Source organism: Pelagibacterium mangrovi (assembly GCF_036662815.1).
In the GTDB taxonomy this organism is placed as follows: domain Bacteria; phylum Pseudomonadota; class Alphaproteobacteria; order Rhizobiales; family Devosiaceae; genus Pelagibacterium; species Pelagibacterium mangrovi.
The window spans coordinates 94,369-109,008 of sequence record NZ_JBAFXA010000005.1 but is presented as its reverse complement, the minus strand read 5'-3'; the positions used below and the strand labels follow the sequence as shown (position 1 = coordinate 109,008).

Here is a 14,640-nt window from a genome sequence, read left to right as displayed (position 1 = left end):
ATGAAAACGGTCTGGGGCAGAGAATGAAGAAACGAGTGATTGGCTCTCTGGTGAGCATTTTGGCTGTTGTCGCCTCTCCGATCGCCGCACAAGACGCCCAGGTTTGGGATACGATCGGCAATTGGACTATCGCCGTCGACACGACGCTCGACAATTCTTGCTTCGCTCTAACAGTCTTTGAAGGCGATACATATTTGCGGCTGGGGCTTAACGTCACCGAAGCGATGTTGCCCTACTATATGATCCTTGGAAATCCTTCTTGGCGCTCGATAGAAGAGGGCAAAGACTACGAACTCACCCTACAGTTCGACAATGCACCGGCTTGGACCGCCACCGCTGTCGGAACATATATGGGTGACCTTCCGAGCCTAATGCTGCAAGCAGCGGAATTCGATTTTATCGATGAGTTCGCCCGGAAACACACTTTGCAGATTACCTTCATGGGCCGAAGAGTGGACAGCTTGAGCCTGTCGGGTAGCGCGCGAGCGACGCAGGAGCTGGCGACCTGTCAAATTGCCATGGATAGGACTGGCCTGCCATCAACGGACCCCTTCGAGACCAGACCCGCCAGCGCACCGAAGGACCCTTTCGCAATCTAGTCGAACACACCGCCCCTCGCCTCCTTCTCCAGGCGCGCAATGGCCTGAGCAAGCTCGTCGGCTGTCATCTCGTGCGGTTCTTTATCGGGCGCGCCGTTGTTCTCGCGGTTGAAGTAACCGGCTACGCGAAACAAGGTTGCGGACGCGGTTGCCCTCGCGGGCGCAGGGGCTTGCTTATCGCGGCAAATGGCCAGCGAGGCCTCATAGGCAGCGAAAACCCCCTCGGTCTTCACCAGATGCAGCAAATCGGCTTGGGCCTGGCTTGTAGACGTTTTCCTGGTCATATCGTGCTTTCCTTCAATCAAATACGCTGCCGCGTTCCAGGATCAGCTTTTCCATCTCAAGCTGAGCGATCTGCTGTTCGAGGTGTTCAAGTTCTGGCGACAACGGTTGTGGTTCGTTTCTGGAGCGCTCGTAACGGGCGCGAGCGTCGGCGTTCTTCTGGCGGCGAGCCTTGGCCGCTTGCCGCGCGGCAGCGGACCCCGGTTTGTGGCTCCGCTGCCATTCCTCGTGGCGAGCGCGTTCGTCATCGGTCATCGCCACCAAGCGCCGCTCGCGTTTGCGATACGCGCGATCGAGATCCTTTAGCTTACGGTTCAGCTTTTCATTGGCGTCGGGCGCGCTTTTGTTCGGCCAACGGGGTTTATGCCAGTCCTTGCCCTTCGGAGTTCGCCCCCCATGAACATCACAACGCCCGTTCGCCATCGCGAAGCGCTGGCACGGTTGCCCGGTGCTCTTGGCCTTCGCACCGCATCGCGGATAGGTGTCGCGCATCACGATATTGAAATTCTGGATATTGCGCCGGCCGGCTACCTGACGGCGAACGGATTTGCCCTTTCCCATGTTCTTCATGGCCGGGCCCCCAATTTTATATTGGTGCCCCTGAGGTATTTCCCCGTTAAGCGCCCGCTAAGACCCTGCGGACTTTGCGGCTTGCGCGCGCATGAGATACATCGACATAGACAGGGGGCAATAAAGAGAGAGGTCGAACGGCAATCTACCTTGCGCGCACGCAAGCCGCAAAGTCCGCAGCGCCCTCCCGTTTTTCTTATTTTTCCGGTCGTTTCCGACCGCAAAGTCCGCAAAATCATCCAAATACGCCCTCCGACGCCAAGAATGGGGCTGCAAGTCCGTCCCGCAGATGCGCACGCGCTTTCCCTGCATCGACAATTTTCTGGTGTTTTTCGCTCCGCTCCCGACGCTCCCGCTCCGCCCTGTCGGCGAAACGTTCGTGAATTCGCTGGTCGATGCACCAACTTGTCGGGCCGCTTTCGTCTCTATCCTTGACCCAGCACCACTCAAATTCTTCCAGTTCGCGCATGGCGGCCATTAGGACCCGGTTGCCTTCCTGCCCGCGAAGGGGCTTGCGATGGTCGTAAATGTCGCGGCGCGTCACCACGGTCATGTCCGAGCGGGTGAGAAGATGGCCGGCAATCCATCGGGCTTCCGACGCCGATTTCGCCGCCCCAAAATAGTCGAGATAGAACGCGATGGCGTGATCGAGGAAAAAGCTGGCCAGGCGCACCGCCATTTGCGCCGTAACCGGCTCGATCAACTCGGTCGGATCGAAACCCTCGCCCTCGTCCATCTGCCGCACGACATGCGTGATCAGGATAAGCCGGGGCAACAAGCGCCCCCATTTTTCGAGATGACCCTTCAATTCGGTCGGCGCGCCGGGGAAATGCTTGAGCGTCTTGATCTGCTCGTCGGCAGCGGCGAGCACGGCGCCGGCCTCGGGCGACAAACGCACCGGGTCCGGAAATACATATCCCGCTGACGTCAGTTTGCTGATCAGGTCCGAATACCAGGCGGCCGCTTCGCGGTCTGGGGCCTCGTCCAGTGCCCTGCGCTCCTGTCCATCATGCAGCACGACGACAAAGCGCTGTAGCAGGCCGTCCGAGCCCAGACCCTTCACCACGTCGCGCAGCTTATCGGGCTGGGTGCCGGCGAGAACCGAAAGCGTTGCGCGTTCCGCGCTGATCGTGCCCGAGCCTACGCGGTCGGCCGTAATGTTGCCCCCGTCGAAGCTACGCAGGAAATGCGCCCGGTCAGAACCGCCGCCCTGCTTATACGCGCCGAACGCGCCGAGCAGCCCGGCGAGCTCGTCGGGCGTCTGCAACACGCCACGCGGATTGTCGCGAAAAATGCGGATCTGCTTTTCGCTGGTGACGTCATCCACCATCGCGCGACGTATACGCGGCTCCGGGCCAGGGTCGGGCAATTCTTTGCTGCGCTTTGCCTTCGCCTTATCGGCTTGCCATTGGTCAAACCGGGCTTGATCGGTCTTCACCCAGGCCGCATCGACGGCGCGCAGCGGCCCCGCCGCCGCGCTGATTACGGGAGACTTGGCATTGCCAGGATCGGCCACGATCACCGACCACAGGTTCGCCGCCTCGGTCCACGTGTCGTCATGTTGGCGGACCTGGATGCGGATATCGGCGCCGATCGCCGACCCGATGACCGTCAAGGCTGAAATGGTGGCGAAGGCTTCCGGGGCGCCCTTGCGCCGGGCTTCCGATTTGATCCAGCGTTCCAGCTTCGGCGGCACGGCATTGGCGGGAAGGTCGGCGAGCTGCGCCGGGTCCGCGTCCCTGAAAATGTCGAGCGGCCCCTTCTCTTCGGCAAACGCGATCAACGGTTCGGAAGGCGTGTCGCTCTGCGGCATCGCGGGAAGCCACATGGGGTCAACTTCTTGCTGCATCCGATACTTGAGCGTCCCACCTGATAGATCGCTCGGCGGATAATCATGCCAATGGTCCCATCGCTCATCGGTTTTCGATGGTTCGTATTTATCGCTCTTTTCGCTGTACAGGTGAAAGGCTTCCAGCCCTTCCGGCAACCCGTGTGAAGCGTCAAAAAATGCCATCCCGGTTCTCGACCATTCCGGCCAGCCCTTGTCGGTATTGGGCAGCATTCGCCCCACCTCCAGCAAGGTTTCTTCTGACCACGCGCGCGGCGTCTTGAAGCCGATCCGTCCCTCGGTTCCGTTCTTTCCCCGTAGCTCTGCGAGCGGTCCCGCAGCGACCCGAAGGAGTGCCAACGCATCGGGCAGGTCGATTTCGCGATCAGGGTCGCCACCGACGATCCGGCACAAACGTGCCGTCTCGGTCTTGGTGTGGAACGACCCAGGCCACCGGATTGGGTGGGAAACAGGGTTGTTCGTCGCGTCCGCGCCAACAATTGCTGTTGCCAGCTTTCGCGCCAGGTTCAAGTCGGCGAGGTCTTCCGGCGTCGTGGCTGGGGTTTTCAAACGCCAGTAGAGATGGAGCTTGTCGTGCAGGGTGCCGTCGAACTCTGTCCAGACGCCACCTGACGCCACGATCAATGTGGGCTTGCCAAGTATTGCCTCAAGGCTGGCCGTGCTGTGCGTGGGACGCTCGTCGAGTTCGACGGAGATGACAGGGCCGGCGGCGACGTTGATCGCTTTAGCGTTCTCATTGCTCTTGAACAAGCAAGCTGGAGGGGAGAACACGGCGGCGGCTGATCCTGTTCGGTTGCCGATACGGGTGGCCGCAGCGTGGACCCGATCGATCAATCCTCCATCGAACCGCGCCCAATCGGTCATAACCGGCTTATCGGCCGCATGCTCGAATGCGCGTAGTGCGATCCAGCCTTCCATGCCAGCGCACCGCTTGAAAACGGCATTGGCAAAGGAGACGATCTGCTTGCGGTCGGCCTCGCGCTGGGGCGCCTTCCATTGACCGGTTCCACCGTGCCGGCGTTGCGAATTTTCGGCCATCGTGCTATGATCTGCCATCATCAAGAATACCTTTCAGGCCGGTTGCCCATGCCAGTGGGCGCCGGCTTTTAGTTGGTGGGTTTCGTATTATCGACCACCAGGCGAAGATGCGTTGCGGCGGTCGGCGTTGCGTTTGCGCTCGCCAATTCGCGGAGGAACCGCGACAGGCTTTCGAGCGATACGGCCTGCCTGCCGTCGATCTCGCGCGGGGCCAACGGCCCGAATGTTCTGTGCGACCGCACCCACGACACCGACCGCCCGGCGATTTCGGCTGCTTCGGCGATGGTGATGGCGCGATCTGGATTTGCTTGGGTTCTCAACATTTCTTGTCCTCCGGGTGCGGATCAGCCTGACGCGGAGGGAGTTGCGTTTCCAGCCGAGAGAACCGGGGCGCATTTCGCAACGCGCCCCCTTTTCTTCTGGACGCTTTTCAGTTGGCCGAGATAATGCTCGATCAAAGGGAGAACGCGCGAAGGATCGAATTTGGGGTAGCTGACTCGATCGGCGGCTTCGACATATGCCTGATGCACCTCGCCGGTTTCGATTAGATCCAACAGCGCACGTTCTGCGGCATGGCCCGGTTTACCCGGAACACCGCCAAGCTGGCGCCACAAGACATACGCGACGCGAACCTCAAATTCGGGCAAGCGCGCAAGGCCCCCCCACTGCTCGAAATCGTCGCCCACACTGCGACGTAGCAAACGGACGAACCCGTTGAGGGCGTTGCGAACATGGTGAGGTTTGATGCCTTGTTTTCCGTTGGGCAGGCCGTGGTTGAGAAACAGGGCAGTCGCTGTTTGTCCGCCGTTTCCAGGCGCTACGAAGACACCGACAGCGCCGCGCTGCGCGACCAGCAGATCAAACATAAAATCGGGTTTTTCTGGTTCGAACCGGCTGCGAAATTTTCGGGGCGGTTTTGCTTGAGCCGTAGCGCGGATCGCCTGGGTCGACTGATACCGTAGAAATTCTTCAATGGCCGGCGATTTCATCACATGATCGGGCACCCCAGCGCTTTCTAGCCATTTGGCGGCGAAACAGCGGTGATACTCGATCGCTCCATCGTACTCTCGCAGAACCTGCTCAAACCCCAGGGTGTTCAATTCAGCGTCAGCGCGTTCCGGAAAATCGGCGTCGAGCACTGCATGAGCCGGCCATTCGGCGGCGAACCGTTCGCGATACTCATACAGGATCATGAAGAAGCGCAGGAACGTCGGCACACTGATGGTGCGCATGGTTTGGCTGGGGGCGCGGCCAGTCATTGCAGGCCCATCCAATCGCGAACATCGGCAACACGATACCGGGGCTTCCCGTCAACGCGCGTCAACCGTGGCCCTCTGCCAGAAGCGGCCCAGCCCTTGATCGTGCGAATGGCGAAACCGGTAAGGGCCGACAACTGCCTACTGTTCAGCAGGGCGTCATCTGGTAGCCGCGCAATATCGGGCGCGTCGAGAGGTTGAGAGGGGGGAACTTGCATGTGGCTCTCCAAGTGCAAAACGTTGCGAATTGGGGCCACCGTATGCTTTGCAGGTCACTGTCCGGCAGGGACAGCCGACAAGATTATTTGTCCCTCTTCTTATAGCGCTTTTCGAGATGAGGAACCGGCGTTGTGAACAGGTCGGTCAAGGTTTTGATGCGCGCTTTATACCGCTTTAGAATCTCTCGCTGACCGCGTTTATAGCTTTTACTCACACCTTCGCTCGTTACGGCTTTTCCGTTACGTCGGCCAGCTTTGCCCGCTTCGTCTGCCGCTTGATCAAAAGCTCGCTCCAGAGTAAGGCCACGTTCGCGAAGGCTCTCGATGGCGTAGTAGTCGTGGATAGTCAGTCCATCGGCTTTTTCATCAACGCCCAAAATCTTCCGCAGCAGATTAGATAGTGGCGTGTTGCTGTGAAAATCGTTGAGAACCGCATCTGGGTCGCTGCCCCAGTGGGCGGCCAGAGCAACAATCATGTCGTCAAGATCGTGCCGCGTACTGGTTAAACGGATGGGTTCGGGCGCCGCCTCTTCCCCGAGTTCGCCCATGCGTCGCTTGAGAATATCCCCGAGACCCTCCCCTTCGTCGGTCATATCGTACCCTCCGCTATCATCTTGTCGAGTTCGCCAGTTTCTTCCAGATAGTCGTAATACGCCTGCCGCTCTTCCTGCCGGGCAAATTCTTCGGCTTCCATTTCCTCCGCCGTCGGCATCGGCGCGTCGGTTCGCCTCTGCGGACGATAGCGCAACCGCCGGCACTCCATTTCGGATTTAATCAAACGATCGATATGGTTGCCCCATTTATCGAACGCCGCGCGCATTTCCCTGGCGGCATCGTAGCGGTCGTAAACGGCTTCGAGGCCCTTTCGCGCGTGATTGATGCTGATTTCGGCGATGTCTTTGTCCACCCCGAGTTCGGTGAGCCCGCTGCGGAACGTCCTGCGCAAATCGTGAAGGTTAAATTCGACGCCCGAGCGCTTGTTGATGCTCTCGACCTGCGACGACCAGCCCGACATTTTTCGGCCGGTCTTCGCTGATGGGAAGAACAAATCCACGTCAGGCGTGACGGGGCATTTTTCGAGAAACGCTGAAAGGGCCTTGGTAATCGGCAGATCGTGGTCGCGACCGGACTTCGTGACCCGCTTGGGTATCCTGTAAATTGCGCCCGCGTCATTGCGATCGAGCCAAGCCCGATCGAACAGCGCCCCTTCATTCCGACGACACCCCGTAAGGATTGCAAACCGAATAAACCGATCGAACGAATGATCGCGGGAGGCTGCGAACCAAACCGCGACAATTTCCTTGTCGGATAGTTTGCGACCGTATTCCTCCTGCTCGATCTTCTCCTGCCGGGTTTTTCGATCCTTTCGGTAGTCGCTAAGAGGGTTATGCGAAATGAGGCTGCGCTTCGTCTTGCACCAGGAGAAGAAGGTTTTCGCCCGGTTGATGAAGTCGGCGGCGGCCCCAGGCCGCTCATGCTCGTAACTTGCCGGGATCGCGAGAATTTCTTCTGCCGAAAGCAGCTTCACGTCCTTTCCGAGAAGTGGTCGCAGGTTTCGGCGCAGTGTGCTCATCACCGTGTCGGCATTGACGTAGCCGCGACCTTTCAAGCTCTTCTCGTAATCATCGAGTACGTCGCGCAGGCGGGATCGTTCCTGGCGCTTGAGCTCTGCGCGTTCCGCGGCCGGGTCTCGTCCTTCTGCAACTTGTCCGAGTATCACACGCGCCATGCGCCGGGCCTCGGCAGCGCCGAGCACCTGCGCTGATCCGATTTTGAACCTTTTCGAATTCGAGCTGCGACCGTACCCTACCGGGCGATAGCTGACGAACCACGTCTTTGAGATTGCCCGGACCCGCAGACCGAAACCGGTGAGCTCGGTGTCCCAATACACCACGTCGGATTTGCCCGAGGGCAGTTCAGATCGATTGGCGACGGCGTCGGTCAGCTTGATCTTGTTGGACAAAGGTCATCCCCTCATTCTGGGCAGCACCTGGGTAGCACGGTTCCTCACACTTATCGGAACGCCTTTGCACCTTATCACATCGCAAAATCCAACAAAACCAATAATTTGCGGGTCGCGCTTGCATCAGTTCGCATCTTATCGCACTCCACAGCACTCCCTGCGCTCGGAAAGCCCCGGAATGGGGGCGAGATGATCGCGGATGCGGTCGGCGAGGGCGCCGGAGGCAACGCTGATGGGTCAAAAGCCGCTTTCGTCTCGGTAGGTTTGGTGCCTGGGGAGTGCATCGGGCAGCACATCCCAGTCGAGATGGCTGCGCGAAAAGATCGCCTGGGTGGGGGCGAACCAGACGGGATCATCAAAGAGGCCGGCGGGGAGCAGCGTCAGTTCGGGCGCGCGGGCGGTGCGGGTGAAAACCGGCGTGCCGCATCGGGGGCAGAAATGGCGGGTGATCTCCGAGCCCGAGGCGGCGATGCGGGTGTGGCCTGTTACCGGGCCGGCGATGGTGACGGCTTGGGCGGGCATGAGGACCGCCGCCGAATGGCCGGTGCCGGTGGCCTTGCGGCAATCGCGGCACGAGCAGACGAGCATGGAGAGCACCAGGCCGGCGACCGTGACGGTCACCGCGCCACAGGCGCAGGTCGCGGTTTCATCGAGCGAGAGGCGTGTCATGGCGGGAGGCTGGCACGGCGCGCGGCGGCAGGCAATCTTGATTTGTCGGGGCGCGGAGCGTAAGCGGGCCGCCTACGCATTTTTTGGAACAGGCTCGTGGCCGGCACCGATACCAGCAAGGATTTCGTTTTTCGCCCCACTCCGGCGATCATTCTGGTCGAACCGCAATTGGGTGAAAATATCGGCGCCGCGGCGCGGGCCATGGCCAATTTCGGGTTGTGGGATTTGCGGCTGGTCAGCCCGCGCGATGGGTGGCCAAACGAAAAGGCCATCGCGGCGGCGGCCAAGGCCGATCATGTGATCGAACGAGTGCAGGTTTTCGATACGCTGGCCGAGGCCATGGCCGACCTGCATTTGGTTTATGCGACGACGGCGCGGAACCGGGAGATGTTCAAGCCGGTGATCGGGCCCGACGAGGCGGCCGACGGGCTTTCGGCGCAGATCGGGGCGGGGCGGAAGGCGGGAATTCTGTTCGGACGCGAACGGTGGGGGCTCAACAATGACGAGGTGGCGCTGGCCGATGCCATCGTCACCCTGCCGGTGGAGCCGGCCTTTGCTTCGCTCAACATTGCCCAGGCGGTGCTGGTGCTGGCCTATGAATGGCGGCGCGCCGCGCTCAGGGACCAACCATTGCCGTTTTCGGGCGAGGAGGGCGAGCCGGCGCCGCGCGAGCAATTGGTGGGGCTGACCGAGCAGCTTGGGGAAGCGTTGGATCGGGCCGGGTTTTTCAAAACCGCCGACAAGCGGCCGACGGTGATGAACAATATCCGGTCGATGTTTTCGCGGGCCGGATTCAACGCGCAGGAGGTGCGGACGCTGCGGGGGATCGTTGCGGCGCTCGACCGGCGGCATGAGCGGGTCAATCCGAGCCGGCAGAAGGGCGAGGAGGAGTAGGGGCGGCGCGCTGATCGATTGCAGCCCAGCCAGGCGCGCGGGGTGTGGAGCGTACCTCCGGAACGGTTGCGGCGTTGGGTCCAGGTGGCTAGGGTGGTTGTCTCTTCCCTTGGTCCTTTATCCCCATGACAGCCGGCAGTTCGTCAACACCACGCCCCAGTGTCGGTACGCCCGAAAGCGGGATGGTGTTCATGATCGTCGCGGTGCTGCTGGTGCCGTTGAGCGATGCGTTGTCCAAGAGCCTGACGGGGCTGCTCAATCCCTTCGAGATCGCCTTTTGGCGCTTCCTGTTCCAGTTGGTCGTGCTGGCATTAATCGTGGTCGCGACGCGCCGGCGGCTGATGCGGGGGCCGTGGCCCCTGCTGATCCTGGGCGGGCTGACATCTGCGGCAACGCTTGCAGCGCTGATCGGGGCGTTCGTCACCATGCCGATCGCGACGGCGATTGCGATCTTTTTTGTCGAGCCGCTGATTCTCACCGTTCTTTCGGGTTGGTTCCTGGGCGAAAAAGCCGGGTGGCGGCGCTATGTGGCGGTTGCGGTGGGGCTTGTTGGGGCCGTTATCGTCATCCGGCCGAGTTGGGATGTGTTCGGGTGGAGTTCGATGCTACCGCTGATCGCGGCGGCGGCGTTCGCGGGCAATGCCATCGTCATTCGCAAGCTCTCGCCGGTGATGGATGCGGTTTCGATCCAGTTCTGGTTCGCGCTCGTCGCGGTGGTGGCTATCGGCGGCGGACTGCTGGTGCTTGGACGGTTCGACCTTATCGGCTTGGCGGGTATCGATCCGACCGGGCCATGGGGGCAACTCGTCTTCATGGGAATGCTCTCGGCGCTGACCTTTTTCCTTTTTTCCGAAGCGTTTCGCCGTACGCCGGCCAGTACGCTGGCGCCGTTCCAATATATCGAGATCATCGGGGCAACGATCGTGGGATATGTCTTTTTCGGCGATTTTCCCGATCTGTGGACCTGGGTGGGGACGGCGGTGATCCTCGCGTCGGGGCTTTATGTGTTCCAGCGCGAACGCAAACAGAGCCAGTTCGAGGCTATCGCGGCTCGCGCACGGGCCAAATAGCCCGGTTGTGCTTGACTTTGCGGCGTTTGGCCCATAGAAACCGCCCATCCTGATCGGCTTACGCCGTCTGGAAGCACCCGAGACCATCGGTTTGCGCGTCGGGGTTCAGCCTTGAAGGTCGAGCCCCGTTCTCACGTTTTTCGCATGGTCTGTCGGTTCCGCTCATGGGCGGAGCAGAGGAGGGCGCTGTCTTTTGATCGTTATTTAGAAAGGACATGCGATGTCGAAACGTCATACGCAGAAGCACAAGATCGACCGCCGCCTTGGCGAAAATATCTGGGGCCGCCCCAAGAGCCCGCTCAACGCCCGCGCCTATGGCCCCGGCCAGCACGGCCAGCGCCGCAAGAGCAAGCTCTCCGACTATGGTATCCAGCTCCGCGCCAAGCAGAAGCTGAAGGGCTATTACGGCTCGATCACCGAAAAGGCCTTCAAGCGCGTTTACGCCGAAGCGGCCCGTCGCCGTGGCGACACCGGTGAAAACCTGATCGGCATTCTCGAAAGCCGCCTGGACGCCATCGTCTATCGCGCCAAGTTCGTGCCGACCGTGTTCGCGGCGCGCCAGTTCGTCAACCACGGCCACGTGACGGTGAACGGCAAGCGCGTCAACATTCCGTCCTACAACGTTCAGCCGGGCGATGTGATCGCGATCCGCGAGCGCTCCAAGCAGCTCACCATCGTTCTCGAAGCCACCCAGCTCGCCGAGCGTGATGTTCCGGACTATGTGGACGCCGACCACTCCAAGATGACCGCCACCTTCGTGCGCGTTCCGAACCTGGGCGACGTGCCCTATCCGGTTCAGATGGAACCGAACCTGGTCGTGGAATTCTATTCGCGTTAAGCGAAAACCAGTTTCCCAAACAAAAGGGCCGCTCCTCGGAGCGGCCCTTTTTCGTATCAGGCGACGATTTCGTTGTGCGGCCTGGGATTGTCGGGAATCTCCGCGTCCACCACCAGCGGCGTATCGGGCGGCAGATTGCTTTCGAAAGCCCTGAGGCGCTTGTGCACGGAAAGCAGCTCCACGACGGTCGGCCAGGACGATGCGAAGAACTGGAACGAGGCCGAGACGCGGTTGAAGGCCAGAACGACCTGCTGATAGACGCCAAGGGTCAGCGCACCGCCGACTATGGAGGGGGCCATCACCAGCATGGGGATGAGGCTGGCCGCGTTGCCGTATGAATAGCGGGCAAGGTTGAAGTAGGTGTAGTGCCAGTAGAGCCGGAAATAGTTCTGCTGCACCCCGGCGAACAGTTCCCGGACGGTGGGCGGTTGGGCGCGGTCCGGATGGTCTTCGCCATAGACGAGTTCCTTGCGCAGCGCGGCTTCGGTGCGCTGGTTGTGGAATTCGAGACCGGGCAGGCGCCAACCGACAAGCGCGAGCAGGGCTGTGCCGAAAGCAGCGGAAACCAGCGCAACCCACACCAGCGCGCCATCCACGGCACCGAAGATCGGGACCTCGTTGATGTTGGCCGAGAGGTTGTAGAGCAGGGGCAGGAAGACCACGAGCGTGAGCATGGCATCGAAGAACGCGACCAGCAGGCGCTCGAGGATCGACGCCAGACGCATGGTGTCTTCCTGGATACGCTGGGAGGCGCCTTCGATGTGGCGCAAGCGCTCCCATTGGCTGGTATAATAAAAGGTCATGGCGCGGCGCCAACGGAACACGTAGTGCGACGTGCCGAAGGCAAGCAGGACGAGCAGCACGATGGAGGGAGCCATGACGAAGGCGTAGATCAGCGCCTGTTCCATGATCTGATCGACGGTTACTACGCCAGGCTGGGTCAGGGCGGTCTGGATGAGGTTGAAGAACACCCCGTTCCAGTCATTGACCCATGCGTCGATCTGCACCGAAAAGAAGGTCGCCAGTAGGATCGTCACCGAGCCGACCACCGACCACCAATACCAATAATGGCGCTTGTAGAAATACCAGAAGGCGCAGAACGAGTAGCCTGTGATCAGCACGTATTCGTAAAGCCAGACCTTGCCTGGCGAGAAGAAGGGCGTAGGCTCGCCTTCGACTGGTGGGACGCCGAGCCAGGGGCCTAGGCTGATGACCGATTCCAGGGCGCTGCCGAACAGGAACCAGATGGCCATGGACGCAGCCACCCAAAGGATGGCGGAGGGAAAGAAGATTTTGGGTTCGGGGAAGAACGATCGAAACATGGCGTCCTCTAGTTACAAAGAGGCGACTCGCGATCCGGTTTGCCTCCCAGAGTTGATCTAAGGCCTCGCTTTTGGCGCTGACAAGAGCAACTAGCGCCTCGAATTGGGCCAATACCGGGCAATTGATCAGATTTTGACGAGAATCCCCTTCGACCGCTTCAACGGGAGGCAAGGGTTATGGTGTCAGGGTGCAGCGGACCGAACAGTCCGCTGGTTCCGGCGTCCGGTCCGACGGGTTCATTTGAACCTTGTTCTGCGTCACTGAGGAGTCGTTCGGCCTTTCCCGAAACGTCGAACGACTCCATATTTTTATCCCGCCCCTTTCCCCTCTCGATGGCTGCATGTATCAAACCCATGCGCCGGGCCGCCATTTCTCCGGGGCATGAAGGGTATTGAGATGAGTGTTGCCGAACCGATCGCAGAAGCCGACGAATCCTATCCCGCGCTGCTCAGGAATGCGCCGGGAAGCGTCGAGTTCAACAAGCTGCGCAAGCGCCTGATCCGGCAGGTGCGCGAGACGCTCGATACCTATGGCATGGTCAAGCCCGGAGCCAAATGGCTGGTGGCGCTGTCCGGCGGCAAGGACAGCTATGGCCTGCTCGCCGTGCTGCTCGACCTTCAATGGCGCGGATTGCTGCCGGTGGCGTTGCTGGCGTGCAATCTCGATCAGGGGCAGCCGGGGTTCCCCAAGCATATCCTGCCCGAATTTCTGACCCGCAATGGGGTGGCGCACCGGATCGAATATCAGGACACTTATTCGATCGTCACCGACAAGCTGCCCGAGGGGAGCACTTATTGTTCCCTATGTTCGCGGCTGCGGCGCGGGCATCTCTATCGCATCGCCCGCGAGGAGGGGTGTTCGGCGCTGGTGCTGGGGCATCATCGCGAGGACATTCTCGAAACCTTCTTCATGAATTTTTTTCACGGCGGCAAGCTGGCGGCGATGCCGCCCAAGCTCCTCAACGACGAGGGGGACGTCGAGGTGTTACGGCCGCTGGCGTTCTGCGCTGAGCCGGACCTTGCCAAATTCGCCGAGGCGCTGGAGTTCCCGATTATCCCCTGCGATCTCTGCGGTAGCCAGGACGGCCTGCAGCGCAATGTCATGAAGGCGATGCTCGATGATTTCGAGCGGAAAATGCCCGGCCGCAAGGACGTGATGATCCGCGCGCTGGGCAATATCAATCCCAGTCATATGCTCGATCCGCGATTGTTCGATTTCGCGGCGCTCGGCGCCACGGAGGTATCCAAATGAACATCGAGCGCCTGACGGCCATTCTGCGCGACGCGGCCAAGACCGAGATCATGCCGCGTTTCCGCAAACTCGATGAAGGCTCGATCCGGACCAAGTCGCACGTTCATGATCTGGTGACCGAAGCCGACGAGCAGGCGGAGCGGGCGATTACGGCAGCGATCAAGGACGCCGCGCCGCATATGGTGGTGATCGGCGAGGAGGCGGTGGCCGCCAACCCCAAATTGCTCGAAACCCATTGCGAGAACGAAACGGTGATCTATGTCGATCCCGTCGACGGGACCTGGAATTTCGCAGCCGGGCTGCCGCTTTTTGCCGTGATGGCGGCGGTGGTGCAGAAAGGCGAGGTGGTTTCGGGTGTCATCTACGATCCGGTCGGCGACGACTGGATCATGACCGAGCGCGGCTGCGGATGCTTCCAGGTGTTTCCCGACGGAAGGATGGTGCGCCAGACATTCGCCGCTCCCGTGCCACTGGGAGAAATGGCGGGAACGGCATCAGTTTCCTATGTGGACCGCGACAAGCGCCCGACGATTCTCGCGAATCTGGCCAAGATCCACACGCTCGCTGCCTATCGCTGCGCCGGGCATGAGTATCGCCTGGGCGCGGGCGGCAACCTCAATTTCATGATGTATAACAGGCTCACGCCGTGGGACCACGCGGCGGGATCGCTGATGATGGCCGAGGCGGGGGCGCACGTAGCCCATTTCGACGGCTCGGCCTATAAGCCCGCCCATCTGGAGGGCGGGCTGTTGATCGCTTCGGACAAGTCGAGCTGGGATGACCTGCGGCGCGAGATCTTTACGCTCTAGAGTATTTCTTT

Annotated in this window: 15 protein-coding genes; 6 read left to right on the top strand and 9 right to left on the bottom strand. The window is 60.7% G+C overall.

Annotated elements, in window-relative coordinates:
* Positions 1-23: 23 nt before the first annotated feature.
* Positions 24-599: a hypothetical protein gene (locus tag V4T21_RS10075; protein WP_332716095.1), complete on the top strand. Its 576-nt coding sequence runs from the start codon at positions 24-26 to the stop codon at positions 597-599.
* Here V4T21_RS10075 and V4T21_RS10070 read toward each other — a convergent pair.
* From V4T21_RS10070 to V4T21_RS10035, 8 genes are all read right to left on the bottom strand, one after another.
* Positions 596-883, bottom strand: a complete 288-nt coding sequence (locus V4T21_RS10070) for a hypothetical protein (protein ID WP_332716093.1) — start codon at positions 881-883, stop codon at positions 596-598. The two genes, V4T21_RS10075 and V4T21_RS10070, sit on opposite strands and share 4 nt — an antisense overlap.
* Before the next feature lie 13 nt (positions 884-896).
* Positions 897-1,451: a hypothetical protein gene (locus V4T21_RS10065; protein WP_332716091.1), complete on the bottom strand. Its 555-nt coding sequence runs from the start codon at positions 1,449-1,451 to the stop codon at positions 897-899.
* A 235-nt stretch (positions 1,452-1,686) separates the two neighbouring features.
* On the bottom strand, positions 1,687-4,338 hold the full coding sequence (locus tag V4T21_RS10060; RefSeq protein ID WP_332716089.1) for a DUF3987 domain-containing protein: 2,652 nt from the start codon (positions 4,336-4,338) through the stop codon (positions 1,687-1,689).
* A gap of 68 nt (positions 4,339-4,406) precedes the next feature.
* Positions 4,407-4,661 (bottom strand): hypothetical protein, encoded by a 255-nt coding sequence (locus V4T21_RS10055; RefSeq protein ID WP_332716087.1) that lies wholly within the window; start codon positions 4,659-4,661, stop codon positions 4,407-4,409.
* Positions 4,662-4,682: 21 nt separating this feature from the next.
* Positions 4,683-5,597, bottom strand: coding sequence for a hypothetical protein (locus tag V4T21_RS10050; protein WP_332716084.1), 915 nt, complete (start codon positions 5,595-5,597; stop codon positions 4,683-4,685).
* A 298-nt stretch (positions 5,598-5,895) separates the two neighbouring features.
* Positions 5,896-6,405: a hypothetical protein gene (locus tag V4T21_RS10045; protein ID WP_332716082.1), complete on the bottom strand. Its 510-nt coding sequence runs from the start codon at positions 6,403-6,405 to the stop codon at positions 5,896-5,898.
* Positions 6,402-7,775, bottom strand: coding sequence for a tyrosine-type recombinase/integrase (locus tag V4T21_RS10040; RefSeq protein WP_332716079.1), 1,374 nt, complete (start codon positions 7,773-7,775; stop codon positions 6,402-6,404). Before V4T21_RS10040 ends, V4T21_RS10045 begins: the two co-directional genes overlap by 4 nt.
* A gap of 237 nt (positions 7,776-8,012) precedes the next feature.
* Positions 8,013-8,444 carry a GFA family protein gene (locus V4T21_RS10035; protein WP_332716077.1) on the bottom strand — a complete coding sequence of 144 codons (432 nt, stop codon included), beginning with the start codon at positions 8,442-8,444 and terminating at the stop codon, positions 8,013-8,015.
* A 96-nt stretch (positions 8,445-8,540) separates the two neighbouring features.
* Between V4T21_RS10035 and V4T21_RS10030 the strand changes: the two genes are divergently transcribed.
* The 3 genes from V4T21_RS10030 (at position 8,541) to rpsD (ending at position 11,246) form a co-directional block, all read left to right on the top strand.
* On the top strand, positions 8,541-9,338 hold the full coding sequence (locus V4T21_RS10030; RefSeq protein WP_332716074.1) for an RNA methyltransferase: 798 nt from the start codon (positions 8,541-8,543) through the stop codon (positions 9,336-9,338).
* A gap of 125 nt (positions 9,339-9,463) precedes the next feature.
* A complete protein-coding gene (locus tag V4T21_RS10025) occupies positions 9,464-10,408 on the top strand; it encodes a DMT family transporter (protein WP_332716072.1) in 945 nt (314 codons plus the stop codon).
* A 220-nt stretch (positions 10,409-10,628) separates the two neighbouring features.
* On the top strand, positions 10,629-11,246 hold the full coding sequence (rpsD, locus tag V4T21_RS10020; RefSeq protein WP_332716070.1) for a 30S ribosomal protein S4: 618 nt from the start codon (positions 10,629-10,631) through the stop codon (positions 11,244-11,246).
* A gap of 56 nt (positions 11,247-11,302) precedes the next feature.
* Here the strand turns inward: rpsD and sbmA are convergent, their stop codons facing one another.
* Complete coding sequence (gene sbmA / locus V4T21_RS10015) at positions 11,303-12,568, bottom strand: peptide antibiotic transporter SbmA (RefSeq protein ID WP_332716067.1); 1,266 nt, start codon at positions 12,566-12,568, stop codon at positions 11,303-11,305.
* Between the two features lie 397 nt (positions 12,569-12,965).
* Between sbmA and ttcA the strand changes: the two genes are divergently transcribed.
* Both ttcA and V4T21_RS10005 read left to right on the top strand, forming a co-directional pair.
* Entirely contained in the window at positions 12,966-13,820 is an 855-nt protein-coding gene (ttcA, locus tag V4T21_RS10010) for a tRNA 2-thiocytidine(32) synthetase TtcA (RefSeq protein ID WP_332716064.1), read from the top strand.
* The gene (locus V4T21_RS10005; RefSeq protein ID WP_332716062.1) at positions 13,817-14,629 is read left to right on the top strand and encodes an inositol monophosphatase family protein; all 813 of its coding nucleotides are present in this window, start codon (positions 13,817-13,819) and stop codon (positions 14,627-14,629) included. Before ttcA ends, V4T21_RS10005 begins: the two co-directional genes overlap by 4 nt.
* Positions 14,630-14,640 lie beyond the last annotated feature (11 nt).

Coding starts and splice junctions, on each gene's coding strand:
- V4T21_RS10055 (WP_332716087.1), bottom strand. CDS start 4,661: ATGTTGAGAACCCAAGCAAATCCAGATCGCGCCATCACCATCGCCGAA.
- V4T21_RS10025 (WP_332716072.1), top strand. CDS start 9,464: ATGACAGCCGGCAGTTCGTCAACACCACGCCCCAGTGTCGGTACGCCC.
- V4T21_RS10050 (WP_332716084.1), bottom strand. CDS start 5,597: ATGACTGGCCGCGCCCCCAGCCAAACCATGCGCACCATCAGTGTGCCG.
- sbmA (WP_332716067.1), bottom strand. CDS start 12,568: ATGTTTCGATCGTTCTTCCCCGAACCCAAAATCTTCTTTCCCTCCGCC.
- V4T21_RS10035 (WP_332716077.1), bottom strand. CDS start 8,444: ATGACACGCCTCTCGCTCGATGAAACCGCGACCTGCGCCTGTGGCGCG.
- V4T21_RS10075 (WP_332716095.1), top strand. CDS start 24: ATGAAGAAACGAGTGATTGGCTCTCTGGTGAGCATTTTGGCTGTTGTC.
- rpsD (WP_332716070.1), top strand. CDS start 10,629: ATGTCGAAACGTCATACGCAGAAGCACAAGATCGACCGCCGCCTTGGC.
- V4T21_RS10005 (WP_332716062.1), top strand. CDS start 13,817: ATGAACATCGAGCGCCTGACGGCCATTCTGCGCGACGCGGCCAAGACC.
- V4T21_RS10045 (WP_332716082.1), bottom strand. CDS start 6,405: ATGACCGACGAAGGGGAGGGTCTCGGGGATATTCTCAAGCGACGCATG.
- V4T21_RS10060 (WP_332716089.1), bottom strand. CDS start 4,338: ATGGCCGAAAATTCGCAACGCCGGCACGGTGGAACCGGTCAATGGAAG.
- V4T21_RS10065 (WP_332716091.1), bottom strand. CDS start 1,451: ATGAAGAACATGGGAAAGGGCAAATCCGTTCGCCGTCAGGTAGCCGGC.
- V4T21_RS10070 (WP_332716093.1), bottom strand. CDS start 883: ATGACCAGGAAAACGTCTACAAGCCAGGCCCAAGCCGATTTGCTGCAT.
- ttcA (WP_332716064.1), top strand. CDS start 12,966: ATGAGTGTTGCCGAACCGATCGCAGAAGCCGACGAATCCTATCCCGCG.